General features: G+C 62.1%; 27 protein-coding genes. 9 read left to right on the top strand and 18 right to left on the bottom strand.

From position 1 onward, the window contains the following. The first annotated feature begins 232 nt into the window (after nucleotides 1-232). On the top strand, nucleotides 233-1309 hold the full coding sequence (locus A0O30_RS21440) for a 3-deoxy-7-phosphoheptulonate synthase (protein WP_016714751.1): 1077 nt from the start codon (nucleotides 233-235) through the stop codon (nucleotides 1307-1309). Between the two features lie 64 nt (nucleotides 1310-1373). On the opposite strand, the gene A0O30_RS21435 is transcribed toward A0O30_RS21440, so the two are convergent. After that, nucleotides 1374-1655 (bottom strand): GNAT family N-acetyltransferase, encoded by a 282-nt coding sequence (locus A0O30_RS21435; RefSeq protein WP_016714752.1) that lies wholly within the window; start codon nucleotides 1653-1655, stop codon nucleotides 1374-1376. 508 nt (nucleotides 1656-2163) lie between these two features. Between A0O30_RS21435 and oprI the strand changes: the two genes are divergently transcribed. Then, complete coding sequence (oprI, locus tag A0O30_RS21430) at nucleotides 2164-2415, top strand: outer membrane lipoprotei OprI (RefSeq protein WP_003259780.1); 252 nt, start codon at nucleotides 2164-2166, stop codon at nucleotides 2413-2415. 132 nt (nucleotides 2416-2547) lie between these two features. Here the strand turns inward: oprI and A0O30_RS21425 are convergent, their stop codons facing one another. From A0O30_RS21425 to A0O30_RS21415, 3 genes are all read right to left on the bottom strand, one after another. Further along, nucleotides 2548-3525: a L,D-transpeptidase family protein gene (locus A0O30_RS21425; RefSeq protein WP_105947917.1), complete on the bottom strand. Its 978-nt coding sequence runs from the start codon at nucleotides 3523-3525 to the stop codon at nucleotides 2548-2550. Between the two features lie 114 nt (nucleotides 3526-3639). Continuing rightward, on the bottom strand, nucleotides 3640-3930 hold the full coding sequence (locus tag A0O30_RS21420; RefSeq protein ID WP_016714754.1) for a hypothetical protein: 291 nt from the start codon (nucleotides 3928-3930) through the stop codon (nucleotides 3640-3642). Between the two features lie 58 nt (nucleotides 3931-3988). Beyond that, nucleotides 3989-4594, bottom strand: coding sequence for an arylesterase (locus A0O30_RS21415; RefSeq protein ID WP_060498368.1), 606 nt, complete (start codon nucleotides 4592-4594; stop codon nucleotides 3989-3991). A gap of 10 nt (nucleotides 4595-4604) precedes the next feature. Between A0O30_RS21415 and A0O30_RS21410 the strand changes: the two genes are divergently transcribed. Together A0O30_RS21410 and A0O30_RS21405 are read left to right on the top strand one after the other, a co-directional pair. Further along, nucleotides 4605-5288, top strand: coding sequence for an ABC transporter ATP-binding protein (locus tag A0O30_RS21410; RefSeq protein ID WP_105947916.1), 684 nt, complete (start codon nucleotides 4605-4607; stop codon nucleotides 5286-5288). Next, the gene (locus tag A0O30_RS21405) at nucleotides 5288-7795 is read left to right on the top strand and encodes an ABC transporter permease (protein WP_105947915.1); all 2508 of its coding nucleotides are present in this window, start codon (nucleotides 5288-5290) and stop codon (nucleotides 7793-7795) included. Before A0O30_RS21410 ends, A0O30_RS21405 begins: the two co-directional genes overlap by 1 nt. Nucleotides 7796-7839: 44 nt before the next feature. Here A0O30_RS21405 and greB read toward each other — a convergent pair whose 3' ends face one another. The 4 genes from greB to A0O30_RS21385 all read right to left on the bottom strand — a co-directional run bounded on the left by greB (nucleotide 7840) and on the right by A0O30_RS21385 (nucleotide 10850). Continuing rightward, nucleotides 7840-8313, bottom strand: a complete 474-nt coding sequence (gene greB / locus A0O30_RS21400) for a transcription elongation factor GreB (protein ID WP_060498371.1) — start codon at nucleotides 8311-8313, stop codon at nucleotides 7840-7842. An 11-nt stretch (nucleotides 8314-8324) separates the two neighbouring features. Beyond that, a complete protein-coding gene (locus tag A0O30_RS21395; protein WP_105947914.1) occupies nucleotides 8325-8633 on the bottom strand; it encodes a hypothetical protein in 309 nt (102 codons plus the stop codon). Nucleotides 8634-8880: 247 nt separating this feature from the next. Continuing rightward, nucleotides 8881-9318: a DoxX family protein gene (locus A0O30_RS21390; RefSeq protein ID WP_019097176.1), complete on the bottom strand. Its 438-nt coding sequence runs from the start codon at nucleotides 9316-9318 to the stop codon at nucleotides 8881-8883. Nucleotides 9319-9431: 113 nt separating this feature from the next. Next, nucleotides 9432-10850, bottom strand: coding sequence for a transglycosylase SLT domain-containing protein (locus A0O30_RS21385; RefSeq protein WP_105947913.1), 1419 nt, complete (start codon nucleotides 10848-10850; stop codon nucleotides 9432-9434). A gap of 157 nt (nucleotides 10851-11007) precedes the next feature. Between A0O30_RS21385 and A0O30_RS21380 the strand changes: the two genes are divergently transcribed. The 3 genes from A0O30_RS21380 (at nucleotide 11008) to A0O30_RS21370 (ending at nucleotide 13837) form a co-directional block, all read left to right on the top strand. Beyond that, complete coding sequence (locus A0O30_RS21380; protein WP_105947912.1) at nucleotides 11008-11805, top strand: TatD family hydrolase; 798 nt, start codon at nucleotides 11008-11010, stop codon at nucleotides 11803-11805. Nucleotides 11806-11914: 109 nt separating this feature from the next. Next, nucleotides 11915-13393 (top strand): methyl-accepting chemotaxis protein, encoded by a 1479-nt coding sequence (locus A0O30_RS21375; protein WP_060498375.1) that lies wholly within the window; start codon nucleotides 11915-11917, stop codon nucleotides 13391-13393. A 75-nt stretch (nucleotides 13394-13468) separates the two neighbouring features. Further along, the gene (locus A0O30_RS21370; protein ID WP_060498376.1) at nucleotides 13469-13837 is read left to right on the top strand and encodes an Mpo1-like protein; all 369 of its coding nucleotides are present in this window, start codon (nucleotides 13469-13471) and stop codon (nucleotides 13835-13837) included. 118 nt (nucleotides 13838-13955) lie between these two features. On the opposite strand, the gene A0O30_RS21365 is transcribed toward A0O30_RS21370, so the two are convergent. The 3 genes from A0O30_RS21365 to A0O30_RS21355 all read right to left on the bottom strand — a co-directional run bounded on the left by A0O30_RS21365 (nucleotide 13956) and on the right by A0O30_RS21355 (nucleotide 15900). Then, nucleotides 13956-14753, bottom strand: a complete 798-nt coding sequence (locus A0O30_RS21365; RefSeq protein ID WP_105947911.1) for an acyl-CoA thioesterase II — start codon at nucleotides 14751-14753, stop codon at nucleotides 13956-13958. 86 nt (nucleotides 14754-14839) lie between these two features. Further along, entirely contained in the window at nucleotides 14840-15607 is a 768-nt protein-coding gene (locus tag A0O30_RS21360) for a CHAD domain-containing protein (RefSeq protein WP_105947910.1), read from the bottom strand. 14 nt (nucleotides 15608-15621) lie between these two features. After that, nucleotides 15622-15900 carry a lipoprotein gene (locus A0O30_RS21355; RefSeq protein WP_003250254.1) on the bottom strand — a complete coding sequence of 93 codons (279 nt, stop codon included), beginning with the start codon at nucleotides 15898-15900 and terminating at the stop codon, nucleotides 15622-15624. A 180-nt stretch (nucleotides 15901-16080) separates the two neighbouring features. Here A0O30_RS21355 and A0O30_RS21350 point away from each other — a divergent pair, with 180 nt between their 5' ends. After that, on the top strand, nucleotides 16081-17121 hold the full coding sequence (locus tag A0O30_RS21350; RefSeq protein ID WP_016714767.1) for a patatin-like phospholipase family protein: 1041 nt from the start codon (nucleotides 16081-16083) through the stop codon (nucleotides 17119-17121). 214 nt (nucleotides 17122-17335) lie between these two features. On the opposite strand, the gene A0O30_RS21345 is transcribed toward A0O30_RS21350, so the two are convergent. The 7 genes from A0O30_RS21345 to A0O30_RS21315 form a co-directional block, all read right to left on the bottom strand. Beyond that, nucleotides 17336-19207, bottom strand: coding sequence for a SurA N-terminal domain-containing protein (locus tag A0O30_RS21345; RefSeq protein ID WP_105947909.1), 1872 nt, complete (start codon nucleotides 19205-19207; stop codon nucleotides 17336-17338). A gap of 181 nt (nucleotides 19208-19388) precedes the next feature. Next, entirely contained in the window at nucleotides 19389-19661 is a 273-nt protein-coding gene (gene hupB, locus A0O30_RS21340) for a nucleoid-associated protein HU-beta (RefSeq protein WP_003250246.1), read from the bottom strand. A gap of 152 nt (nucleotides 19662-19813) precedes the next feature. Then, nucleotides 19814-22210: an endopeptidase La gene (gene lon / locus A0O30_RS21335; RefSeq protein WP_105947908.1), complete on the bottom strand. Its 2397-nt coding sequence runs from the start codon at nucleotides 22208-22210 to the stop codon at nucleotides 19814-19816. 164 nt (nucleotides 22211-22374) lie between these two features. Continuing rightward, nucleotides 22375-23658, bottom strand: a complete 1284-nt coding sequence (gene clpX / locus A0O30_RS21330) for an ATP-dependent Clp protease ATP-binding subunit ClpX (protein ID WP_003250242.1) — start codon at nucleotides 23656-23658, stop codon at nucleotides 22375-22377. A 108-nt stretch (nucleotides 23659-23766) separates the two neighbouring features. Further along, nucleotides 23767-24408, bottom strand: a complete 642-nt coding sequence (gene clpP / locus A0O30_RS21325; protein WP_003250240.1) for an ATP-dependent Clp endopeptidase proteolytic subunit ClpP — start codon at nucleotides 24406-24408, stop codon at nucleotides 23767-23769. Nucleotides 24409-24499: 91 nt separating this feature from the next. Beyond that, nucleotides 24500-25813, bottom strand: coding sequence for a trigger factor (tig, locus tag A0O30_RS21320; RefSeq protein ID WP_104835176.1), 1314 nt, complete (start codon nucleotides 25811-25813; stop codon nucleotides 24500-24502). A 247-nt stretch (nucleotides 25814-26060) separates the two neighbouring features. Beyond that, the gene (locus A0O30_RS21315) at nucleotides 26061-26360 is read right to left on the bottom strand and encodes a DUF6388 family protein (protein ID WP_105947907.1); all 300 of its coding nucleotides are present in this window, start codon (nucleotides 26358-26360) and stop codon (nucleotides 26061-26063) included. Between the two features lie 280 nt (nucleotides 26361-26640). On the opposite strand from A0O30_RS21315, the gene A0O30_RS21310 reads away from it, so the two are divergent. Continuing rightward, nucleotides 26641-26943, top strand: a complete 303-nt coding sequence (locus A0O30_RS21310; protein ID WP_105947906.1) for an XRE family transcriptional regulator — start codon at nucleotides 26641-26643, stop codon at nucleotides 26941-26943. Nucleotides 26944-26989 lie beyond the last annotated feature (46 nt).

Raw genomic sequence — 26989 nt, 5'->3', positions numbered from 1 at the left:
GCCGATCTCCGAGTATAAAGTCAGCCCTCTTTTTACACAGGTTACGCAGCGCTGGGCAGCCCATTCGCGCTCAACGCACTCGATCAGGGAAAAACCCCACAATGACTGGGCCAAGCCCATTGTCGCGCCACCTGTAACGCGCTAAGGTTCGGCTCCCCGCTGCGAATATTCTTGCTGCTGGGCCGCACGGGGATAGCTGGCGGCCGGCACCCGTGACCTGACGAGTAACACGATGGCTGATTTACCGATCGATGACTTGAACGTTGCCTCCAACGAGACCCTGATCACCCCCGATCAGCTCAAGAAGGAAATCCCCCTCAGCGCCAAGGCCCTGCAGACCGTAACTGCCGGCCGTGAAGTGGTGCGCAATATTCTCGACGGCAAGGACCATCGCCTGTTCGTCGTGGTCGGCCCTTGCTCCATCCACGACATCAAGGCCGCCCACGAATACGCCGAGCGCCTGAAAGTGCTGGCCGAAGAAGTGTCCGATACGCTGTACCTGGTCATGCGCGTGTACTTCGAAAAGCCACGCACCACCGTGGGCTGGAAAGGCCTGATCAACGACCCGTACCTGGATGACTCGTTCAAGATCCAGGACGGCCTGCACATTGGCCGTCAGCTGCTGCTGGACCTGGCCGAGATGGGCCTGCCGACCGCCACCGAGGCGCTCGACCCGATTTCGCCGCAATACCTGCAAGACCTGATCAGCTGGTCGGCCATCGGCGCCCGCACCACCGAATCGCAAACCCACCGCGAGATGGCCTCGGGCCTGTCTTCAGCGGTCGGCTTCAAGAACGGCACCGACGGCGGCCTGACCGTTGCCATCAACGCCTTGCAGTCGGTGTCCAAGCCACACCGCTTCCTTGGCATCAACCAGGAAGGCGGTGTGTCGATCGTCACCACCAAGGGCAACCCTTACGGCCACGTGGTACTGCGCGGCGGCAACGGCAAGCCGAACTACGACTCGGTCAGCGTCGCCCTGTGCGAGCAGGACCTGGCCAAAGCCAAGATCAAGGCCAACATCATGGTCGATTGCAGCCACGCCAACTCCAACAAGGACCCGGCCCTGCAACCGTTGGTGATGGAGAACGTTGCCAACCAGATCCTCGAAGGCAACCAGTCGATCATCGGCCTGATGGTCGAGAGCCACCTGAACTGGGGCTGCCAGTCGATCCCGAAAAACCTGGAAGAGCTGCAGTATGGTGTATCGATCACCGATGCCTGCATCGACTGGTCGGCTACCGAGAAAACGCTGCGCAGCATGCGTACCAAGCTGAAGGATGTGCTACCGCAACGTAAGCGCGGCTGAGCATTGCAATAAACAAAACGCCGGGCATTGCCCGGCGTTTTTGTATCTGATGCCTTTCGGCAGCTCAGGCCTTGCTGGAATGCCGCTGCTGGCGCTCCATGTAGCGTTCCACATACGAGCAGGACGGAATGACCGTGTAGCCCATCTGCTCGGCGTACGCCAAGGCCTGCTCGGTCAGCGCGGCGGCAATCCCGCGGCCCCGCAAGGCGTTCGGCACGAAGGTGCGATAGATGTCCAGCGTCTGCTTGCCCAGATCCATGTACGTCAGATAGGCACGATGACCGTCCACGTTGGTCTCGAACTGATGACCGGCCTGGTCATGGTGGATGGTCAGCGCTTCGCTCATCACTACTCCTCGCAGGTCTTCTCGGCAGACCCATACCTTCACCGATGGTGGTTTATCCGGCACAGAATCCTCTATGCCACCTGTTGCCCCTTCGACCTCTGGACGATTGCAATCGTTCGGATCCTCTGGCACTCACAAGATAGTAGGCGCCGCAAACGGGATTGCTCAAGGTGGTAGCGGCTAAAAATGGCGAAAATGCCCGGAAAGCGACTCTTCCCTGCACGTTCAACAGCCACCGGATGTTGTAGGGCTTAAGACGTCGAAGGACAGTTAAAGTCACCCTTAGTTCAACAAAAAAGTTCCTGTAGTACAACCGCTTGCGAACCCTGCACGTTTTTTTCACACACGCGTCGCAAATCTTGTCGGCACGGCGTCAAGCAACATTTTTTTTGCAGTTCTTGCGCTCAGTCAGTTTACTTACTACAAGTAATGGGTACTATGTACGCCGGCCAGTTTCTCTTTTCCTGAGAGATGGCTATTTAATAGAAAGTCCTTGAAGGGGAACACGATGAACAACGTTCTGAAATTCTCTGCTCTGGCTCTGGCCGCAGTTCTGGCTACCGGTTGCAGCAGCGTATCCAAAGAAACCGAAGCTCGTCTGACTGCGACTGAAGACGCAGCAGCTCGCGCTCAAGCTCGTGCTGACGAAGCCTACCGTAAGGCTGACGACGCACTGGCAGCCGCTCAGAAGGCTCAGCAGACCGCTGACGAAGCCAATGAGCGCGCCCTGCGTATGCTGGACAAAGCCAGCCGCAAGTAATAATCCTCACGGATTGTTATGGAGCCGACCCACTTGTGGGTCGGCTTTTTTATTGCCTGCAAACAAGGCAAACGCGTCACGCAGATACGAAAAGGCCCGCACTAAGGCGGGCCCGGGTGTGTCGCGAATACCTTACTGCAGTTCGGGCGGTATGCTCGTCACCATCGGCGCATTGCCCTGGTTTTGCACCGGCACGGCAATTTCTACCGGCATGCCATCTTCTGCAGCCACCACGTCACGCACCATGTCCCAGTTCATGCGCAGGTTGTTGGCCAGGTCTTCCCGCTTGAGCAAGGCGTTGATAACCGCAGTGTGTTTGTCGACCACCGACGGGTTACCCTGATCGTCCAGCGGCGTGTGCGCCTCCAGATAGACCTTGCCGCCACTGATACCGAACTTGTAGGGCTCGTTGATGATGCGTACCGGCGTACCGACCGGCACCATCTTCGACAGTTCCAGCACGTTGTTGTTGAGCATGCGGAAGCAACCGTGGCTGGTACGCATGCCGATGCCGAACTTCTTGTTCGACCCGTGGATCAGGTAGCCCGGCACGCCCAAGGTGAACTTGAACGGCCCCAGCGGGTTATCCGGACCTGCCGGCACCACAGCCGGCAGGATGTCGCCGTCTGCAGCGTGTTCTTTACGGATGGATGCAGGCGGCGTCCAGGTCGGGTTCGGCGTCTTGGCGGTGATCTTGGTGTTGGCGATCGGCGAACCCCACCCCTCACGGCCAATACCCAGCGGGAAGGTATGCACTACGTTCTGCCCTTTCGGGAAGTAATACATACGGTACTCGGCCAGGTTGATGACGATACCTTCACGCGGGCCCGGCGGCAGGATGTAGCGGGTCGGCAGGATGATCTCGGTACCGGCGCCCGGCAGCCACGGGTCGACGCCCGGGTTGGCGGCGATCATTTCCAGGTAACCGAGGTCGTTGGCGGTGCCGATGTCGGCGAACGTGTCCTCGTACTTGGCCTTGATCGTATGCACCTGGCCGACGATGTCTTCACCGGGCGGTGGCAGTGGCAATTCCAGCGCAGCAGCGGGGCCCGCTACCAGCAGGGCGGCCAGGGACAGGCTACGGGTGACGGCAGGAAAGCGCGGCAACATCCGGTAAATCCTTCGAAAGATAGGTCAAGAGGAACGATTGTACACCCGCCTTGATGCAAGCGGGAGGCATTGGCGCCCATGCAAGCGTTTCAGATGATGAAAGGTGCTTGCCGTTCAGCTGGCCTGCAGCTCTGGCCAGACCGGGCGCATGCCGCGCCGCTGGGCATCGAGGATGGCACGGCACAGGTCACACAGGCGGCTGTCACGGTAGATGGCGCGCGGCACGGCCGACCAGCGCGGCTGCGCAGGCAGCAGGCCGCCGCACAAGGTGCGGTCTACCGGCACGCCCAGCTCAAGCTGGCGAGCCACCAGGTGAACGCGGATTTCCTGGCAGGCGAACAGGTCGAGCTGCTCATCGGGCTCGATCAGTTGGTAGGCATACAGGGACCAGGCAGGGCGCGGCATCGGGGGCACTCGAAACGGGGGGCGCAACATTAGCCGAAAGCCGGCCCCGTTTAAAGCGTCAGAGCAAGGGTTTTATCGCCGGCCAGGCATTTTCCAGCAAGCGCTGCTGGGCCCCCTGGGCCGGGTGGATGCCATCGGCCTGCATCAACTCAGGCACGCCCCCTATTCCTTCGAGGAAAAACGGCACCAATGGCACCTGTTTATCCGCCGCCAGCTGTTCATACACCTTGGCGAATGCGGTGGTATAGCGCACGCCATAATTGGGCGGCAGGCGCATGCCCAGCAGCACCACCTTGGCACCGGCCTGACGCGCGCTTTCAATCATCGAGGCAAGATTTTGTTGCAATTGCGCAGGCGGCTGCCCACGCAAGCCATCGTTACCGCCCAACTCCAGCACCACCAGGCTCGGTTTATGGGCTGCAAGCAGCGCCGGCAGCCGCGCCTGGCCACCTGCACTGGTGTCACCGCTGATCGAGGCGTTGACCACTTTATCGTCGAAACCTTCGTCCTTGAGCCGGGTCTGCAACAAAGAGACCCAACCCTGGCGGCTATCCAGGCCAAAACCGGCGCTGATACTATCGCCAACAACCAGCAGTGTTCCCGCCGCCGCGCTCTGGGCCAGGCAATACAGGGCCAGACCGGCACTCAACCACCACACTCGCATCGGATTCTCCATGGGCCCCAGCATTCTCGTTGCGCAGAACCTTAGCAAAGTGGTCCCCAGCGCGGAAGGTGACCTGACCATCCTTCACGCACTCTCCCTCGACCTGGCCCAAGGCGACAGCCTGGCCATCGTCGGCGCCTCGGGCTCCGGCAAGTCGACCCTGCTCGGTTTGCTTGCCGGCCTCGATCAGCCCAGCGCCGGCCAGGTCATCCTTGCCGGCCATGACCTGGGCCCCCTGGATGAAGACCAGCGCGCCCGCGTGCGCGCCGAACATGTGGGCTTCGTGTTCCAGTCGTTCCAGCTGCTCGACAGCCTCAACGCCCTGGAAAACGTGATGCTGCCATTGGAGCTGGACGGCCGCCGGGATGCCCGCGAACATGCGCGCACCCTGCTGGAACGGGTCGGCCTCGGCAAACGCCTGAGCCACACGCCTCGTCAACTGTCGGGCGGTGAGCAGCAGCGGGTTGCTATCGCCCGCGCCTTCGCGGCACAACCGGCGGTGCTGTTTGCCGACGAGCCCACAGGCAACCTCGACAGCCACACGGGGGAGCGCATCAGCGACTTACTGTTCGAGTTGAACAAGGAGCGCGGTACCACCCTGGTGCTGGTCACCCATGACGAACGCCTGGCCCGGCGCTGCCGCCGCCAGATCCGCCTGGACGCGGGGCGCCTGGTGGCCCCGGTGGAGGCCTGATGACCCACATGCCGTTGTCCCGCCTGTGCGGCCTGGCCCTGCGCCAGCTGCTGCGCGACATTCGCGCCAGCGAAGTACGCGTGTTGTTCTTTGCCCTGCTGGTGGCAGTGGCCGCCAGCACCGCCATCGGCTATTTCGGCGCCCGACTAAACGGTGCCATGCAACTGCGCGCCAGCGAATTCCTGGGTGCCGACCTGGTACTGCAGGGCAGCGCCCCGGCCCGCGAGCAGCAGATCGATAGCGGCACGGCCCTTGGCCTGCGCCACGCGCAGGTAGTCGAGTTCACCAGCGTGGTGGGCGGCGACAACGGCATCCAGCTGTCCAGTGTAAAGGCTGCCGATGGCGCCTACCCGCTACGTGGGCAAGTACGCAGCGCAGCGGCACCCTATGCCGAGGAAACCCCAGGCGGCGGCCCGGCACCTGGCGAGGCATGGGTCGAGCCCCGCCTGCTGGCCGCCTTGGGGCTGGCGATTGGCGACAGCATCGACGTCGGCATGAAAACCCTGCGCATGAGCCGCGTGCTGACCTACGAACCGGACCGCGCCAACAACTTCTACAGCCTTACCCCCCGGGTGATGATGAACCTGGCCGACCTCGAGGCCACTGGCGTCATTCAGCCGGGTAGCCGGGTTACCTACCGCGACCTGTGGCGTGGCGATACCGAGGCTCTGGCCCAATACCGCCAGGCCGTGGAAAAAGACCTGGCCGCCAACCAGCGCCTGCGCGACACCCGCGATGGCAACCAGCAGATCGGTGGCGCCCTGGGCAAGGCCGAACGCTACCTGAACATGGCCAGCCTGGTGGCGGTGCTGCTGGCGGGCGTGGCCGTGGCCCTGTCGGCCAGCCGCTATGCCGCACGCCGCCTGGACGCCAGCGCCCTGCTGCGCTGCCTGGGGCTGTCGCGCCGCCAGGCACTGGGCCTGTATTGCCTGCAACTGGCCATGCTCGGCCTGGTCGCCGCCCTGGCCGGCGCCCTGCTCGGCTGGCTGGCCCAGCTGGGCCTGTTCCGCCTGCTGCAGGGGCTATTGCCAAGCGTGGTGCCTGCCGGAGGCGTCGTTCCCGCCCTGGCCGGCATCGGGACCGGGCTGGTGGCACTGGCCGGTTTCGCCCTGCCGCCGATCGCTGCACTGGGCCAGGTGCCCCCGCTGCGGGTGCTGCGCCGCGACCTGCTGCCGATACCGCCCAGCAGCTGGCTGGTGTATGGCGCCGCGCTGTTTGCCTTGGGCCTGATCATGTGGCGGCTGAGCCTTGACCTGCTGCTCACCTTCGCCTTGCTCGGTGGCGGCCTGGTCGCCGCATTGTTGCTCGGCGGCCTGCTGTTGCTCGGTTTGCGCAGCCTGCGCCAGTTGCTGGCCGGCGCACCGCTGACCTGGCGCCTGGGGTTGGGCCAGCTGCTGCGCCACCCCACGGCCGCCGCCGGCCAGGCCCTGGCCTTCGGGCTGATCCTGCTGGCCATGGCCCTGGTCGCCCTGCTGCGCGCCGAACTGCTCGACACCTGGCAAGCCCAACTGCCCAAGGATGCGCCCAACCATTTCGCCCTGAACATCCTGCCGGATGACCGCGAACCGTTCGCGCAACGCCTGCACCAGGTCAATGCAGCCTCGGCGCCGCTTTACCCGGTTACGCCCGGGCGCCTGGTGCAAATCAACGAGCAGCCGGTGCAGCAAGTTGTCAGCAAAGACTCGGCGGGTGAACGCGCCGTGCAGCGAGACCTTAGCCTGACCTGGGCCGCCGAACTGCCCGAAGGCAATCAACTCACTGCCGGCAGCTGGTGGCAAGCCTTGCCGGCCGACAGCGAAATACCCGGCGTTTCGGTGGAAGCAGAGCTGGCCGCCAGCCTGAAACTGCACATGGGCGACCTGCTGACCTTCGACATCGGCGGCCAGCAGCGCCAGGCCCGGGTCAGCAGCCTGCGCAGCGTGCATTGGGACAGCTTCCAGCCGAACTTCTACATGATCTTCCAGCCCGGCACGCTGCAGGGGTTGCCGACCACTTACCTGACCAGTTTCTACCTGGCACCCGGCCACGACCTGGATGTGGTGGCGCTGTCGCGGGCATTTCCGGCGGTGACCATCCTGCAGGTGGACGCCTTGCTCGACCAGTTGCGCAGCATCCTCGCCCAGGTGACCCTGGCGGTGGAGTATGTGCTGCTGTTCGTGCTGGCGGCCGGGCTGGCGGTGCTGTTCGCCGGCTTGCAGGCAACGCTGGACGAACGCATTCGCCAAGGTGCCTTGCTGCGTGCGCTAGGGGCGGCGCGGCCATTGCTGGTGAAGGCGCGGCGTATCGAGTTCGGTTTGCTGGGTGCGGCCAGTGGGCTGTTGGCGGCAGTGGGTTGTGAACTGATTACCCTGGTGCTGTATCGCTATGCCTTCGATTTGCAGTGGAGCCCGCATCCTTGGCTGCTTGTGTTGCCGCTGGCGGGGGCACTGCTGGTGGGCGGTGCGGGGGTGCTGGGGACGCGGCGGGCGTTGAATGCCAGCCCGCTGGCGGTTTTGCGGGAAACCTGATTGCCACATGTGCCCGCGAAGAGGCCGGCACAAACAACATCAATCTATTGTCCGTACGAGATGCTGCTCACATACCAGGTCGCTTCACCGGTAGGTGTATGCACCACCACCTCATCACCCTCTTCCTTCTTCAACAAGGCACGGGCCATGGGCGAATCGATCGAGATGTAGTCGTTGCGCCCGTAGATTTCGTCATAACCGACAATGCGAAACTTCATGGCCTCACCATCATCATTCTCGATCTCGACCCAGGCGCCGAAAAATACCTTGCCTTCCTGCTGCGGCGAATAAGCCACCACCTTCACATCTTCAAGACGCTTTCGCAGATAACGCACCCGGCGGTCGATTTCGCGCAGCAGCTTCTTGTTGTACTGGTAGTCGGCGTTTTCGCTGCGATCCCCCAGGGATGCCGCCCAGGCAACCTTCTGAGTGATCTCCGGGCGATATACCCGCCACAGGTGGTCCAGCTCTTTCTTCAGCGCCTCGTGGCCTTCCGTGGTAATGATGTTGGTGCTCAACAGCGCACTCCTTAACGGCGGGTAATCAGGCCTTGGCGCGCGATACGGGTGAGGTGGCCAATAACGTCTGCGGCCTCATCCTGCGCCGGAGCCTGGATGACGGCCAGGTCAAAACGGTCATTGCCGTACTGCGCCAGGTGGCAGCCGGTTTCGGCAAACTGAATCAGAAACGCGCGTGCCTGGCCCTTGCGCCGGGACAGGCCTTCGAGGTGACGCAAAAGGGTGGGCTGATGCTGGCCGCCGAGCAGAATGCGCGGTGTGCGGGACGCCTGGTTGGCAGGCAATGGGCTTAAACAGACACTGGTACGTGGGCAACTCATGGAGCTTCTCTCCGCCTCGCGAATCCCGCTGGGCAGCGGTGGGAGGCGTCACCGAACCAGCGCTTTAGCGGTATTTCGGATAACCCGGATGGGGGCTTTCCTGCGCCCCGCAAGTAGCTGTTTAAATCGGCGCAGGCGGTATGCTAGAGCGATGAGCCACAAGTTGCAAGCTACAAGCCGCAAGCAAAAGCAGGCCGAGTATTGGCCCGCTCTTGCTTGCGGCTTGTAGCTCAAAGCTTGCAGCGGGTTACCGGGCGATCAGGCGGTCCAGCGAGAAGCGGCCAGCGCCTTCGATCATGACGGCGACAGTGCCCGCCAGCAGGGCCAGGGCGAACTCATAGCCGTTATTGGACATGAACAGGCCGTTGCCGATATGCACCGAGAAGATCGCCACCACCAGGGTCACGGTCAGCGCCAGAGCCGCCGGGCGGGCCAGCAGGCCGATCACCAGGGCCAGGCCACCGAAGAATTCGGCACTGCCGGACAGCAAGGCCATCAGGTAACCCGGCGCCAGGCCGATGCTTTCCATCCACTGGCCGGTACCTTCCAGGCCATAACCGCCAAACAGGCCGAACAGTTTTTGCGCGCCATGCGCCATGAAGATGATGCCAACCAGGATGCGGATAACGCTGAGGCCAGCGCCGGCGCGGGTGGAGAACAGGGCGTTGAGGGTCGTGTTGTTCATGTCGAAGCGTCCTTGAAGCGGAGAAGTTGTGTTGGAATGGGCGCTATCATAATCAATTCAATAGATATGAAAATCGCAAAAAACCCAACATAACAATCGATAAAATCGATTTATCAACGCTTCGCTACGCGCTCCAGCACCGCACGCTCGCGGTTGAACGCCAGGAAGTACTTGTTGACGCTATTGACGAAGTTGACCGGCCCCATGCCGACCTGCTCCATGGCGATGCGCTCGGTCTGGAAGAACCACTGGTTGCCATTGAGGCCACGCCGCCGGGCCTCCGCACGCATGGCCTGGACCCGCTCGGGGCCGAGGTTGTAGGCCGCCAGCACAAAGGCCATGCGTTCACGCTCGTTGATCTTGGGGCTGGCAAAGAACTTGCGACGGATCAGCGCCAGGTAACGGGCACTGGCTTGTACATTGCCATCTACCGTGGCGGTGTTGCTCACCCCTACCCGCTGGGCCGCCGAAGGCGTTATCTGCATCAAGCCGTGGGCACCGCCAGTGCCACGCGCGGCCGGGTTGAGGGTGGACTCCTTGAAGGCCAGCGCGGCCAGGTTGAGCCAATCGATCTGCTGCGCCTGGCCATGCTTCTGCAGCACTGCACGCACCGAGGCCAGCCGCTGACGGTCCTTGCTGGCCAACGGGTTGTGCACCCGGTACTGGCGGCGGTAGATGCGCTCGAAGGCGGCATCCTGGTTGTCCGGTGCGCGGTAGCCCTGCAGGAAACGATCGACCGTGGCCAGCAATTGCGGTGCATCGTGCCCTACATACCAACGCATGGCCTGCGGCGCCCCGAGGTGCACCCGGGTGTCCAGGCGCAGGCGTGGCATCACCCGCGCCCAGCGCCGGGCAATGGGTTGCTCGACCACTGTCAGGTGGTAGATGCCCGCCTGCACCATCTCCAGCACATCCTCTACCGCCAGCGTTGAGTCGACCCACTCCACCTTGATCGGCGGCCGTTTGCGCAGGGCCAGTTGCTGGTTGACCTGCTGGATCAGCGGCCCGGCGGCACTGGCACTGGTCAAGGCCACGGTACGCCCGGAAAGCTGTTCGACCTTGCTGAAGCTTCGCTCGCCCTTGCGCCCCACCAGCATCAGCGGCACCTGGTCGAGAATTGGCGCACTGCTGCTGACACCGCGCACCGTGCTGGGGTCAAGCAGCTCGCCCGGCGCTGCCAGGTCACCCTCGCCGCGAGCCAGTGCGCCTAGCAGTTGCTCCTTGGCGCGTGGGATGAGCTTGAGTTGAATCTCCTGGCCATCGGCGGCACGGGCATTGAGGTAATGCTCCAGGGCGCGCAGGCGGTAGTATTCGATGCCGACCGGCTCGCCTTTGACCTCACCGGAGCTGTTGCGGCTTTGATTGACCAACACCCGCAGCACCTGGCTGGAGCGGATCTGTTGCAGGTCGCGCACCTTGGCAGGCGGGATATTCTGCTGCGGCCCCGGCGCGCGCGCATGGGCGGCACCGGGCAGGGTCAGCCCAATCGTCAGCCCGAGCGTGAACAGGAAGGTGAGCCAGCATCGCAGCATGCGAAAACGTGTCCGTGGTCGGTGGGCGGCATCCATGGGTTGCACCGCCAAGTGAGAAATGACGGTAAAAGACCACGGCAACAGCATGAAGTTCTTGGTTTTTTCAGAAAAACGCGGTTTTTGCTATGCTGGCCGCCCCGCGGCACGAGATAGCACCATGCAACTGATCGATATCGGCGTCAACCTGACCAACAGCAGTTTCCACGACCAGCAGGCAGCCATTGTCGAGCGCGCGCTTGAAGCCGGTGTAACGCAAATGGTGCTGACAGGCACCAGCCTGGCGGTCAGCGAGCAGGCACTGGAGCTGTGCCAGCAGCTGGATAACAGCGGCGCGCACCTGTTCGCCACGGCAGGCGTACACCCTCACGATGCCAAGGCCTGGGATGCCGGTAGCGAGCGCCAGTTGCGCCAACTGCTGAATGAGCCGCGCGTGCGTGCAGTGGGAGAATGCGGCCTGGATTTCAACCGCGACTTCTCCCCTCGCCCGCTGCAGGAAAAAGCCCTGGAAGCCCAGCTCGCCCTGGCTGCGGAACTGCGCCTGCCGGTGTTCCTGCATGAGCGCGATGCCAGCGAGCGTTTGCTGGCAATCCTGAAGGATTACCGCGACCACCTGACCGGCGCGGTGGTGCACTGCTTTACCGGCGAACGCGAGGCGCTGTTTGCCTACCTGGACATGGACCTGCACATCGGCATTACCGGCTGGATCTGCGACGAACGCCGTGGCACTCACCTGCACCCGCTGGTAGGCAACATTGCCGAAGGCCGGCTGATGCTGGAAAGCGACGCCCCCTACCTGCTGCCACGCAGCCTGCGGCCCAAGCCGAAGAACGGGCGCAACGAGCCGGCGTTTTTGCCAGAGGTGTTGCGTGAAGTCGCCTTACACCGGGGCGAATCAGCCGAGCATACGGCTGCCCACACCACCGCAACGGCGCGGGCATTCTTCCAGCTTCCCTGAGCCCTGCGTGCGGGCTGTTGATATGTATCAACATCTTGCTGAGTAGATACAGGCACAATGATGGCACCTTGCCAATATTGTTTCCGCTCAACTCAGAGAAGACCTGCCCATGGGTGCCTGGCTTAGCAATGTTTCCCTGAAGTACAAATTCTGGGCCGTCAACGCGGTGGCCTTTGTCACGACCTTGCTGCTGGTGCTCTACGCCGTGCACCTGGAGCAACGCGCCCGCGCCGAGGCAGCACAAGCCCAGGCGGCCGCACAGGCCCAGCTGATAGCCGCCTGGCCGGCTGGGCAAGCACTGCCCCGCCTTGCCAATGTCATCAGTTGGCCTGCGGGGCAAACGCCGACGTTCGCCGGTGAGGCGCTCGACCCCCTGCGCAACGCCCAAGGCTGGGTCGAACTGCCAGGCGCCTGGGTCCTCGGAGAAAACCCGCTGCGCGGCGCACAGGTGCTGCGCAACGGTGACCAGCACGTGGCCGTGGTGGCCCAGTCGCCAAGCCTGCGCCAGGTGTTCTTCGACCGCTTCAGTAACTACGCGGTGTGCGTGCTGATCCTGATGCTGGCCATGCTTGGCGCTTCGCAGTTGCTGATCCGCTTCCTGCTCAGCCAGCTCAACACCTTGAAAGACGTGATGCTGCATGTGGAGAAAACCGGTGACCTGGCTGCCCGCGTGCCGCTGGCCTGCGGCGACGAGGTCGGCCAGATGGCCGGGGCCTTCAATGCCATGCAGGCCACCTACCACCGGGTCGTCAGCACTGTTGCCCACACGGCGGCACAACTGGACTCCGGCGCCGCACGCCTGGCCGCCAGCATGAGCGACGTGCGCCACGGCATGCTCGGCCAACAAAGCGAAACCGACCAGGCCGCCACCGCGATCAACGAAATGTCGGCGACGGTACACCACATCGCCCAGCATGCCGGTGCCACCCGCGACCTGTCGCAAACCGCCGACACCTTGGCCGGCAGCGGCAAAGAGGTGGTCAGCCGGGTACAGGACTCGATTTCCGGGCTTTCCAGCGGCGTGCAGCAAACTGCCGAAATGATTCGCCAGCTGGCCGACGACAGCCAGAAGATCAACGGCGTGGTCAGCGTGATACACAGCATCGCCGAGCAAACCAACCTGCTGGCGCTCAACGCTGCCATCGAAGCGGCCCGTGCTGGCGACCTGGGGCGCGGCTTTGCCGTGGTGGCCGATGAGGTGCGCAACCTGGCCAAGCGCGTGCAAACCTCTACCGACGAAATCACCACCATGGTCTCGGCCCTGCAATCGGGCACCCGCGATGCGGTGGAGTTCATGCAGGAAAGCTCTTACAAAGCCGACGACTGCGTGCGACAAGCCCAGGAGGCCGGCGAAGCGCTGGCCGAGATTACCGGCGCAGTGGCGCAGATGCGCGAAAGCAACACCCAGATCGCCGTGGCCGCCGAGCAACAAAGCCAGGTGGCCGAGGAAATGAACCGCGCCGTGGTGAGCATCCGCGATGTCACCGAGCAGACCGTGCAGCAGACGGTGGGCTCGGCCACCACCAGCAGCGAACTGGCGACCCTGGCCGGCGAACTCAGCAAGGCCATTGGCCAGCTCAAGCTATAGTCACCATAGCCAGCCTCGATTGGCCCCCGCCCGGGGGCCGCACTAAGCTTTGGGCATGACTGTGAGGAAATGCCCATGAGCAAGCGTCTGCCCAACCTGCCCGCCTGGCAATGGCGTGGCTACCACCATAACCACCGCCACCCGGCTAACCTGGTGCTGCACCTGATTGCCGTGCCGCTGTTCATCCTTGGCGCGCTGTTGGTTCTGTCCGGCCTGTTTGCCCTGGACCTGGGGCAGATTGCTGTCGGCGTGATCGCCCTGATTGCGGGGCTTGGCTTGCAGCGCCAGGGGCACCGGCTGGAAGCCGAGCAGCCTGAGCCGTTCGCCAATCGTCAGGACGCCGTGCAGCGATTGCTGACCGAGCAGTTCATCACCTTTCCGCGCTTTGTGCTGAGCGGGGCGTGGTGGAAGGCCTGGCGGGAGCGGCATAAACACCGGCATTGATGCCAAGGGGCTGCTTTGCAGCCCAATCGCGACGCAAGGCCGCTCCCACAGGAATCGCGCAGTCCCTGTGGGAGCGGCCTTGCGTCGCGAAAGGAGCGCGCAGCGCTCCCAGGAGTGATCAGGCAAATACGGTCACGGTCTGTCGGCTCAGGGCCAGCAACTCGCCCTCTGCCGTCCAAAGGGCGGCCGCCGCATGCCCATACCCGTCCCGCGCATGTTCGGTTTCCACGCAATAGCGGCACCAGTCCAAGGTCGACAATTTCGCCGTAGGCTGGATGAACTCGATGGTCCAGGTCAGCGTACTGCCAGCAGCCGGTTGCTTGAGAAACGGCATCAGGCTCGGCGGCCAGGCATCGACCAGCGCCAGCAGGTGTGCTTCATTGACCTGTTCTTCTGCCACATCCCGCAACCGCACCCAACCGCCCATCTTGCGCGACTGATTGCCACTGAACGGCAACCCGCCCACCGCCCAGCGCAAGGCGACATGGCGCATGAACTCGGGTGTGACGCCCTTGATATAGGGCAGTTCGGGTGCGGCGTCTTCAAGCGCTTTCATTTCCATGGCCGGTAATGCCGGTACATCGACCACAGATGGCCGCCCCGCGCCGAAATTGCCTTGCACCAAGGTCACCACCTGGCCATCCTGGACCGCGCGGCCCAGCAAGGTGCTGACAGCCTTGCCTTCGCGCAGCACCTCCACCTCGAAGCGAATTGGCACGTCCGCGGCCGCAGGCGCTACAAAGCTGATGGCCAGCGAGCGTACCGGGCGGCTGTCGGTGAGCTTCAGGCGCATGGCCTCATAGACCATGGCCGCCATCAGCCCGCCAAAGGCAGCGCGGCCCTGGGCCCAGCTAGGCGGGATGCTGACGGCTTCCGGGTTGGCTCGCACAGCGTCGAGCAGTTGGTTGAAATTCATGGGCCGGCTCCTGCCTGCAGAAAGGGTCTGCCCATCCTAGCCAGCAAACCCTGGGCGATCAGCCCGCATATCGGTCATTGTTCGGGCTAACGCCGCGCCAGTGCCTGCAACAAGGCATCCAGCGTCACGTCCGACTGGCGCTCGGCTTCGTGCAACTCTTGCTCCCAGTCGGCCTGGCAGGGGGCAAGGTCTGCGTGGTCGCGCGCCTGCAGCAGCCACTGCAGGCGGTCATGCCAGTCCCCCAGGTCGCCCTGCGCCGTTTTCAGCAAGCGCTGCAGCTTTTTCCCGGCGTGGTCGAGCTGCGGGTACGCTTCATCGCCATAGCGCGCACGCTTGATCAGCAAGCGCAGGCGGTGACGGTCGTGAGCCGGATCCTGCAAGGCTTTGTGCAATGTACGCCACTGCTTGACCAGGCGCTTGTCGATGCGCTTGCCCAGTGACTGGGTCAGCCCCTCGCGGCCGGCTGCCCGCAGAAACAACGGAAACGCGTCGACAATCGCCAGCACACGCGCCAGCTGCGGGCTGGCAGCGACACTGGCGAAGGTCCTGTCCCGCCCTTCCAGGCGCCGCTGCCCGACCGCGACGTGGCCGCGCCCGATCAGTTCGGCTGCCAGCACCTCACGATCGCGCAGCGGCGTGGTCAGGGTACCCAAGGCGCTGGCGGCCTCCTCCAGCTGTTCCACGCCTGGCAACCCGCGCACAGGCCTGAGCAGGCTGCGCAGACGGCGCAAGGTGATACGCAGGTCATGCAGCGCCTCGCTGTCGGTATTGGCAGCCAGGCGCTCGCGACACGCCAGCAGGCGTACCTGCACGGCCAGCATCTGGGCAACTACATGATCGAGCATGGCAGACATAAGACGCTCCTCGGTCAGCGCCCGGCGCGCGACTCACGAATGTAGAACCGCGCCTTCTCAGCCTTGCGGGTACAGCTTTCGTAGCCTTCGAACTGCTGCTGGGTCTTCGCGCCGGTCAGCAGCGACAAGGCTTTGGAGTAGCTCACGGCCCCGGCAAAGCCTTCGGCCTTGGCCAGGTCCAGCTCCTTCCAGGCGGCATCCAGCTGGGTGGCGCAGCTGTCACGGTAGGCCGTCTTGCCCGCGCAGCCTGCCAAGGCCAGGGCAATCAGTGGAAGGCAGATCCAGGCTTTCATCGGTATGACCTCAATGGTAAAAAAACGGTGGCTGTTCGACGCCCGGGCAACTGAAAAGTGCCCGGCCCAGCCAACTTTGCGTGGCCAGCATTATCACAGTAGCTCAGCGCGATCTACATTGAAGCACAGGCCGCCAAGGGTGCATTGTAGGACCATGGTTGCACGGCCCGAGGAATGTTCATGAGTAAACGCGTGGCACTGGTATTGGGATCGGGCGGCGCCCGGGGATATGCGCACATTGGCGTGATTGAGGAAATCGAGCGCCGGGGCTACGACATCGCCTGCATCGCCGGTTGCTCCATGGGGGCGGTGATTGGCGGCATCTACGCCGCCGGCAAGCTGGAAGACTACCGCAACTGGATCGAGAGCCTCGACTACCTGGATGTACTGCGCCTGGTGGACGTGAGCTTTCGCCTCGGCGCCATTCGTGGCGACAAGGTGTTCGGGCAGATCCGCAAGATCGTCGGCGAGATCAACATCGAACAACTGCGCATCCCCTACACGGCGGTTGCCGCCGACCTTACCAACCAGCAGGAAATCTGGTTCCAGGAGGGTTGCCTGCACCAGGCCATGCGCGCCTCGGCGGCCATCCCCAGCCTGTTTACGCCAGTGATGCAGGGCAATCGCATGCTGGTAGACGGCGGCATCCTCAACCCGCTGCCGATCGTGCCGGTGGTGTCCAGCCACTGCGACCTGATCATCGCGGTCAACCTCAACGCCACCAACCAGAAGCAGTATCAATTGCCGGTGATCGAGCGCCCGGCGGCGTTCAAGATGCGTTTTGACTCCCTGCTGAGCTCATTGGGCTCTCGCTTGCCGTTCCGGCGCAAGCCGGCAGAGGAGCTGATACGCATCGAACAGGAGATCGTTGCCGAAGGGCTGGCGCCGCCGAACCCGTGGCTGGCAGATGCCGCCAACCCGGAAGGCCAGCAACCGGCAGCGGCACCCGAGCGCGAGGGGGCGCCCAAGTCGGCGACCGGCTCGTTCATCATTGACAACGTGGGGCCGGCTTCGCTGCTGGATTTGATCAACCAGAGCTTCGAAGTGATGCAGACCTCGCTGGCGCAGTACAAGATCGCCGGCTATCCACCGGATGTACTGATCAACGTGCCCAAGCGGGTGTGCCGGTTTTTCGAGTTTTACAAGGCGCCAGAGCTGATTGCCCTGGGGCGGGAGATTGCGCGCGATACGCTGGATAACTATGAAGGGGTGAAGCGCTAACGCAGGAGCAAGCGCTCGTTGTGGGAGCGGCCTTGTGTCGCGAAAGGGCCGCAAAGCGGCCCCATCAATCTCCGCGGTGAAACTGAAAATGTGGGGCTGCTGTGCAGCCCTTTCGCGACACAAGGCCGCTCCCACAATGACCGCGCGTCCCTTTGAGTGAACAGAAATGAAACAGGCCGCACGAGGCGGCCTGTTTCTTCATGCAGCGATCACCTTAGTAACGGGTGATGTCTGCATTGGCTTCCAGCTGTTTGCGATAAGCCGCAAAGTCCTGCTGGCCAGCACGCGACGCGAGGTAGCGGCGGATCTGCTGCTTCTCTTCGTCGGTGGCGGTAGCGCCTTCGTTAACACCCTTGAGCTGCAGCACCACCAGGCTACCGTCACGCAGCACTACGCTGCCGTAAACCGGCTTGTCCTTGGCTTGCGGCTTGCCGAGGCGGAACAGTGCCTGCAGTTCGGCCGGGTCAATACCGTCCTCGCCACGGGTCACAGCCTCATAGGCCTTCCAGCCCTGCCCTTCATGCACGCTGCCCGCTGCGATGGAGCCGTCACGCAGGCCGGCAATCAGCTTGTCTGCCTTGGCCTTGAGTTCGGCGGTCGCCTTGTCTTTGGCCAGCTGCTCGCTGATGTTCTTGGCCACGGCCTCCAGCGGCAGTTGCTCTGGCTTGCGGTGCTCCTTGACGCGCAGTACCACGGTGGTTTCCGGGTCGAGCTCGATGGCGGTGCTGTTGGCACCTTCGTCCAGCACTTCTTCGGAGAACGCAGCCTGTACCACCGAACGGTTGGCAGTGATGCCTTCGCCACCCTCGCGGCCGAAGGCTGCGGAGGTGTGCACCTTGAGGTTCAGGTCCTGGGCCGGCTGAGCCAGGTCGGAAGCCTCGTAGGCCGCATCCTGCAACTGCTTGCTGGCGTCGACGTAACGCTGCTCGACCAGCGGAATCTTCAGGTCGCGGGTCAGCTTGTCCTTCAGGCTGGCGAAGCTCGGTACTTCCGGAGCCTGCACACCCAGCAGCTTGATCAGGTGGTAGCCGAACTCGGTACGCACCGGTGCCGATACCTGACCATCCTGCAGCTTGTACAGCGCCTCTTCGAACGCCGGGTCGTAGACACCAGGGCCGGCGAAGCCAAGGTCACCACCGTTGTTGGCCGAACCTGGGTCCTGAGAGAACTCCTTGGCCAGCGCGGCAAAGTCTTCACCCTTGGCCAAGCGCTGTTCGATCTCTTCGGCACGGGCTTTGGCCTGTGCGTCGGTGGCCTTGTCGTTGACCTCGATGAGGATGTGCGCGGCATGGCGCTGTTCCGCGAGGTTGGCGATTTCCTTCTCGTACTGAGCCTTGAGCTGTTCGTCAGTCACGTTGACCTGGTCGAAGAACGCCGACTTCTTCAGCTCGATGTAGTCGATCACCACCTGGTCAGGCGACATGAACTCCTTGGCGTGCTGGTCGTAGTGCGCCTTGACCTCTTCGTCGCTGACCTTGACCGAGGCCGGGTCGGCCTTGAAGGTCAGGGAAGCGAAGTCGCGGGTCTGCTTCTCCAGGCGGGCGAAAGCATCCACCTGCTGGTCGGTGACGAAGCTGCTGCCGGCCAGGCCGGTGCGCAGCTGGCCGATGAGCATTTCTTCGGCAAGCATGTCACGGAACTGCATGCGGCCGTAGCCCATCTGGCGGATGACCTGGTCGAAACGGTCAGCGCTGAACTTGCCGTCCACCTGGAATTCCGGCGTCTGCAGGATCACCTGATCCAGCGCGGCCTCGGAGAAGGCGAACTTGGCATCTTCGGCGCCTTGCAGCAGCAGCTTGCGGCTGATCAGGCCCTTGAGGGCCTCTTCACGCAGCAATTTGTCATCCAGCAGCGCCGGGTCGAAATCCTTGCCCAACTGTTGCATCAGCTGACGGCGCTGCATGTCGGCGGCCTGGCTCAGCTCATTCTGGCTGATGGTCTGGCCGTTCACCTTGGCGGCGTCCTGGCTATGGGTGGCGGCCTGGAAAATGGCTTCAAAGCCGGTCAACGCCATCAACACGACGATAAGGCCGATGATGGTCTTGGCAATCCAACCTTGTGAATTGTCCCTGATATTTTGCAGCATGCGTCCCCCAGAAACGGCTGTACCACTGCGTCGACAACCGCGGAGCGTGGGTAGAATCCTGATAAAAGAAAGGCGCATCCGAGGATGCGCCTTTGCTTAGCAAACGTGTCAGGCGGGAACGTTTGCGCCCCGCCATCACCGTGCTCGGACCAGGCCAGGCCGGGTCCGGCTGAAAGACGACTTAGTTGACGGCGTCTTTCAGGCCTTTGCCTGCCTTGAAACCTGGAACCTTGGCGGCTTCGATCTTGATCGCCTTGCCGGTTTGCGGGTTACGGCCGGTGCGCTCGGCGCGCTCCTTGACCGAGAAGGTACCGAAGCCAACCAGTACCACATCGTCACCTTGCTTCAGGGCGCCGGTGACGGATTCGATGACTGCGTCCAGCGCACGGCCGGCTACAGCTTTCGGGATGTCAGCAGATGCGGCGATAGCGTCAATCAGTTCCGACTTGTTCACTCTAAGTCCCCTTATTTCTCTATTGAGTTTGTTTCTAAGTATGTAATGAAAAGCTTATGAAACGTGCGCTGGGTGGCCTGATGACAATAGCGTGCCGCTTTATAGCAAGGCCCCGAAAAAACTGTCAAGGAAAGCCCCCCAGCCAAAAACTACTAATGCGTGCTGATTCTTTCCTTAGCATCGCCGTCGCGCTTTTCATCTTTCGCGACAATCTCCGGAGCCACATCTGGCAAGGGCTCCGGGGCGTATTGCAGCGCAATTTGCAGGACTTCGTCAATCCATTTGACCGGTTTGATCTGCAGATCCTGTTTGATATTTTCAGGAATCTCCTTCAAATCGCGAACATTCTCCTCGGGAATGATCACCGTCTTGATCCCGCCACGGTGTGCCGCCAGCAGTTTTTCCTTCAACCCGCCAATGGCCAGCACCTGGCCACGCAGGGTGATTTCGCCGGTCATGGCCACATCGGCGCGCACCGGAATCTGCGTCAGCGCCGACACCAGCGCGGTGCACATGCCGATACCGGCACTTGGCCCATCCTTCGGCGTAGCGCCTTCCGGCATGTGGATATGCACGTCATGCTTCTCGTGGAAGTCGGCGGCAATACCCAGGCTGCGGGCGCGGCTACGCACCACGGTCTGTGCGGCAGTGATCGACTCGACCATCACATCGCCCAACGAGCCGGTCTTGATCAGCTGGCCCTTGCCGGGGATGACCACGGCTTCGATGGTCAGCAGTTCGCCGCCCACCTGGGTCCATGCCAGGCCGGTGACCTGGCCGATCTGGTCCTGCTGCTCGGCCAGGCCGTAGCGGAACTTGCGCACGCCCAGCAGGTGTTCCAGCTGCTCGCTGGCCACCTTGACCTTGACCTGCTTCTGCCCGGTATGTTCCTTGACCACCTTGCGGCAGACCTTGGCGATTTGCCGCTCCAGGCCCCGCACACCGGCTTCGCGGGTGTAGTAGCGGATGATGTCGCGGATCGCCGAAACGTCGACTTCCAGCTCTTCTTTCTTCAAGCCGTTAGCCTTGACCTGCTTGGGCACCAGGTACTTGACCGCGATGTTGATCTTCTCGTCCTCGGTGTAGCCCGGCAGGCGGATGACTTCCATACGGTCGAGCAGCGCCGGCGGGATGTTCATCGAGTTCGAGGTGCACAGGAACATCACGTCCGAGAGGTCGTAGTCAACCTCCAGGTAGTGGTCGTTGAAGTTGTGGTTCTGCTCCGGGTCGAGCACTTCCAGCAGCGCCGAGGCCGGGTCGCCACGCATGTCGCTGCCCATTTTGTCGATTTCATCGAGCAGGAACAGCGGGTTGCGCACGCCCACTTTGGTCATCTTCTGGATGAGACGGCCTGGCATGGAGCCAATGTAGGTGCGGCGGTGACCACGAATTTCGGCTTCGTCACGCACGCCACCCAAGGCCATGCGCACGAACTTGCGGTTGGTAGCGGCCGCGATCGACTCGGCCAGCGAGGTCTTGCCGACGCCGGGAGGGCCGACCAGGCACAGCACCGGGCCACGGATTTTCTTGACGCGCTTTTGCACGGCAAGGTATTCGAGGATGCGTTCCTTGACCTCTTCCAGGCCATAGTGGTCGGCATCGAGAATTTCCTCGGCCTTGGCCAGGTCCAGGCGCACTTTGCTCTGGGCCTTCCACGGTACCTGCACGAGCCAGTCGAGGTACGAGCGCACCACGGTGGCCTCGGCCGACATCGGCGACATCTGCTTGAGCTTGTTCAGCTCGGCCTGGGCCTTGGTGAGGGCATCCTTGGGCAGGCCAGCGGCTTCGATGCGCTTTTTCAGCTCTTCGACTTCGTTGTGGCCTTCATCGCCATCGCCGAGTTCTTTCTGAATGGCCTTCATCTGCTCATTCAGGTAGTACTCGCGCTGGCTGCGCTCCATCTGCTTCTTGACCCGGCCGCGAATGCGCTTTTCGACCTGCAGCAGGTCGATTTCGGCATCCAGCAGCGCCAGCACGTGCTCGACACGGGTTGGCAGGTCGACGATTTCGAGAATTTCCTGCTTCTGTTCGATCTTCAGGGCCATGTGGGCGGCCATGGTGTCGACCAGGCGCCCTGGCTCTTCGATGCTGTTCAGCGAAGACAGCACTTCGGCAGGGACCTTCTTGCCCAGTTGTACATACTGCTCGAACTGCGACAGCAACGTGCGCACGAACACTTCCGACTCGCGCTCGGCGGCGTCGCTTTCGTCGATCAGGGAGACTTCGGCACGGATGTGCCCTTCTACTTCGGTGAAACGCTCGACAGCGCCACGCTGCTCGCCTTCGACCAGCACCTTGACGGTGCCATCAGGCAGCTTCAGCAGTTGCAGCACGGTGGCAACGGTACCGACGCGGTACAGGGCGTCCTCGCCCGGGTCGTCGTCGGCCGGGTTTTTCTGGGCCAGCAGCAGGATCTGCTTTTCGCCCGTCATCGCGGCCTCAAGGGCCTCGATGGATTTTTCGCGCCCCACGAACAGCGGGATAACCATGTGCGGGTAAACAACGACATCGCGCAATGGCAAAAGAGGCAAGTCGAGGGTGGTCTTCATGATTTCGCCTCTACAGCGGCCTTATGGCCGGAAACCGGTGGAAATGATGCTTGGACCTAATGTGGGGGCACGCTTGGGAAATTACAAGCGCTAGCGCAGGAAAAGCAGAAAGGGGCCCGTAGGCCCCCTCCTTGCTTGCAACCGTGAACCGGCCTTTGCCTGAATCAGGCGTCTGGCGCGGCCTTGGCTTGCGGCTCGCTGTTTTCGTAGATCATCAGCGGCTGCGAGGTACCCTCGATGACGCTCTCATCGATCACCACCTTGCTGACATCCTTTTTCGAAGGGATCTCGTACATGGTGTCGAGCAGCACGCCTTCGAGGATCGAACGCAGGCCACGGGCGCCAGTCTTGCGCTCCAGGGCCTTGCGGGCAACGGCCTTGAGTGCATCACTGCGGAACTCGAGGTCGACGCTTTCCATCTCGAACAGCTTGGCGTACTGCTTGGTCAGGGCATTCTTCGGCTCGGTAAGAATCTGCATCAGCGCAGCCTCGTCCAGCTCGTCGAGGGTCGCCAGCACCGGCAGACGGCCGACGAATTCCGGAATCAGGCCAAACTTGACCAGATCGTCCGGCTCGACCTCACGCAGGGACTCGCCAACCTTCTTGCCCTCTTCCTTGCTGCGCACTTCGGCGCCAAAACCGATACCACCTTTGGTGGAGCGGTTCTGGATAACCTTTTCCAGGCCCGAGAACGCACCACCACAGATGAACAGGATGTTGCGGGTATCAACCTGCAGGAATTCCTGTTGCGGGTGTTTACGGCCACCTTGCGGCGGAACCGAAGCCACGGTGCCTTCGATCAGTTTCAACAACGCCTGCTGCACGCCCTCGCCCGAAACGTCACGGGTGATGGACGGGTTGTCCGACTTGCGCGAGATCTTGTCGATCTCGTCGATGTAGACAATGCCCATCTGGGCCTTTTCCACGTCGTAGTCGCACTTCTGCAACAGCTTCTGGATGATGTTCTCGACGTCCTCACCCACATAACCGGCTTCGGTCAGGGTGGTGGCGTCGGCAATGGTGAACGGTACGTTCAACAGGCGTGCCAGGGTTTCGGCGAGCAGGGTCTTGCCCGAGCCGGTCGGCCCGATGAGCAGGATATTGCTCTTGCCCAGTTCGACTTCGTCACCCTTCTTGTCACGCTGGTTCAGGCGCTTGTAGTGGTTGTACACCGCTACGGCCAGCACCTTCTTCGCGCGCTCCTGACCAATGACGTACTGGTCCAGGATGCCGCTGATTTCTTTCGGCGAAGGCAATTTGTGCGCGCTGCTCTCGGCCTGGGCTTCCTGCACCTCCTCACGGATGATGTCATTGCACAGGTCGACGCACTCGTCGCAGATAAATACCGAGGGCCCGGCAATCAGTTTGCGCACTTCGTGCTGGCTTTTGCCGCAGAAGGAGCAATAAAGCAATTTGCCGCTGTCCTCGCCGTTACGGGTGTCAGTCATTCGATCGATCCAATCCGGTAGGCTTGCAACACAAGATGAAGGCAATTGCGGGCTTTTTCAAGTCCGCAGGTAGGCGCTTTGCGCACCTACCTGCTCTGGCACCCCGGTTCAGGAGGCCAGTTGCCGCTTGTCGTAGACCGAGTCGATCAGGCCGTACTCGGCCGCGCGCGAGGCGCTCATGAAGTTGTCACGCTCGGTGTCGCGCTTGATGGTCTCGAGCTCCTGGCCGGTGTGGTAGGCCAGCAGCTCGTTCAGACGGGCCTTGATATTGAGGATTTCCTGGGCATGGATCTCGATATCGGTCGCCTGCCCCTGGAACCCGCCCAACGGCTGGTGAATCATCACGCGCGAGTTCGGCAGGCAGTGACGCTTGCCTTTGGCACCGGCAGCCAGCAGGAAGGCGCCCATGCTGCAGGCCTGGCCGATGCAGATGGTCGAAACGTCCGGCTTGATGAACTGCATGGTGTCGTAAATCGACATGCCGGCGGTGACGGAGCCACCCGGCGAGTTGATGTACAGATGGATATCCTTGTCCGGGTTTTCCGCTTCAAGGAACAGCAGTTGCGCAACGACGAGGTTGGCCATGTAGTCCTCTACCGGGCCGACCAGGAAAATTACACGCTCCTTCAACAGGCGCGAGTAGATGTCGTAAGCGCGTTCGCCACGGGCGGACTGCTCGATAACCATCGGGACCAGGCCGCCTGCGGCCTGGATGTCAGAGCTCTGCTGAATATAAGAATTGCGGGACATGTCCTGCGCTCACTCCCAAATAGTCATGGCTTGAATACGCACAAGCCAGCTCGAAGGCTGGCTTGTGGGGGTTTCCTACGAGAGAACCGTATTACTCAGCTTCGGCAGGAGCCTGTGCTGGTTTAACGGCATCTTCGTACGAGACCGACTTGTCGGTCACAGTCGCTTTCTGCAGAACAGTATCTACAACTTGTTCTTCCAGCACAACCGAACGCACTTCGTTCAGTTGCTGGTCGTTCTTGTAGTACCAGGCGATGACCTGCTCAGGCTCTTGGTAAGCCGAAGCCATTTCTTCGATCATTTCGCGAACCTTGGCGTCGTCCGGCTTCAGTTCGAACTGCTTGACCACTTCAGCAACGATCAGGCCCAGCACAACGCGGCGCTTGGCTTGCTCTTCGAACAGCTCGGCTGGCAGTTGCTCTGGCTTGATGTTGCCACCGAACTGCTGAACAGCCTGCACGCGCAGACGGTTGACTTCGTTTTCCAGCAGGGCTTTTGGCACTTCGATCGGGTTGGCGGCCAGCAGACCGTCCATGACCTGGTTCTTGACCTTGGTCTTGATCGCCTGACGCAGTTCACGCTCCATGTTCTTGCGAACTTCGGCGCGGAAGCCTTCCAGGGTCGATTCCTTGATGCCGAACTGGGCGAAGAATTCTTCGTTCAGCTCTGGCAGCACAGGGGCGGCAACGCTGTTGACGGTGATGGTGAACTCAGCGGCTTTGCCAGCCAGGTCCAGGTTCTGGTAGTCCTCTGGGAAGGTCACGTTGACAACGCGCTCTTCGCCAGCCTTGGCGCCAACCAGGCCGTCTTCGAAGCCCGGGATCATGCGGCCGGAGCCCAGTACCAGCTGGGTGCCCTTGGCCGAACCACCGGCGAATACTTCACCGTCAACCTTGCCAACGAAGTCGATGTTGACCTGGTCGTCGTTCTGCGCAGCGCGCTCAACGGCTTCAAAGCGGGTGTTCTGCTTGCGCAGCACTTCCAGCATGTTGTCCAGGTCGGCGTCAGCCACTTCGGCGCTCAGGCGCTCGACGTTGATCGACTCCAGGCCGGCAACGGTGAACTCAGGGAACACTTCGAAGATGGCGACGAATTCCAGGTCCTTGCCCTTTTCGAAGGACTTTGGCTCTACAGCCGGAGCGCCAGCCGGGTTCAGCTTCTGCTCGACGATGGCTTCGTAGAAGGAAGCCTGGACCAGGTCACCGAAAGCCTCTTGACGGGCATCGGCCTCGAAGCGCTGACGGATCACGCTCATTGGCACCTTGCCTGGGCGGAAGCCGGCAACCTTGGCGCGCTTGGCAGTCTGTTGCAGACGCTTGTTGACTTCGTTCTCGACGCGCTCGGCCGGAACGGCGATGGTCATGCGGCGCTCGAGAGCGGAAGTGTTTTCAACAGAAACTTGCATGGATATTCCTCGTTGCACAGACGTTAGCCGGCGTTAGCCCGACTCCAGAATCAAGGGCAAGCATTCTAGTGAGTCGCGCAGCAGAAGTCACCCCACTCGGGACGACGGGAAACCACGCCGGTCGATTAACTTTCAAGGCCCGCACGGCGCACCGCCAGGCCTGTTTCAATACGGGCCGCACGACACCCGGGGCGCCCTACAGCCGAAATACCTTGTCAAACAACTGCCAACAACGATTTCGCTTCCTTTATTCAGGGTCGATTTCGTTGAACTGGCAGTACTCTTCCCATTCCATCCCCAGCGCCTCGGCCACCTCACGGTGCGTTTCCAGGCGCATGGCCTGCAGCTGCTCCGGGGTTTCGGCGATCAGTTGCAGCGCCAGCTCCCAGGGCTGAATGCCCTGCTCGCCGGCGGCATCTTCGAACGCCCACTCGATCTGCTGGGCCTGTTCGCGCGCATCCAGCTCGCGGATCTCTTCGAGCAGCTGCGGGTTGGCTTCGGCAAAGCGCTGCAGCGCCAGGGCCTGACGGGCTTCTTTTGCAATCATCGGGCTATTCCTCTGCCTGTCAAACAGGCCGGTGTTTCAACCGGCTGAAATCTAACAGCTTTTATTGGGGTGTCACCAGCGGATTGCAAGGGGACAGGCCGTATTGATTTACCGCCCGGCGAATAGCCTTACAACATCGCAAGAAATGCCCCATGGCACGAGCACGCACCCTCGGCTTGAGTGGAGCACCTTTTTTGGTACACTCCCATAAACAGGAACAAGCCGCGCCAGACCTGGCCACTGCCAGACAGCGCAAAGCCGCCATAGAGAGGCACCCGCAATGAATCCACATATCGGCACCGACTTCGACGATTTCCTGGCAGGCGAGCAGCTTGCCGAAGAGGTTTCTGCAGCCGCCCTCAAGCGCGTGATTGCCTGGCAAATCGCTGAAACCATGAAAGCGCAAAAGATGAGCAAGAAGGCGCTGGCGGAGCGCATGCACACCAGCCGAACCGCAGTAGACCGCGCCCTGGACCAGAATGACCCCGGCATGACACTGGCAACCCTGGCCAGCGCAGCGCGAGCCCTGGGGCAGCGCGTAGAGGTTCGCCTGGTACCGGAGAACAGCCCTACCCTCGCCTGAGCAGTAAAAACGCTTGCCAAAACCCAAAACAAAAAGGCGCCCGATC

The sequence above is a fragment of the Pseudomonas sp. LLC-1 genome (assembly GCF_002992185.1).
Classification (GTDB): domain Bacteria; phylum Pseudomonadota; class Gammaproteobacteria; order Pseudomonadales; family Pseudomonadaceae; genus Aquipseudomonas; species Aquipseudomonas monteilii.
Note: the sequence above shows the minus strand (reverse complement) of the source record. Positions and strands in the feature narration are given on the sequence as shown.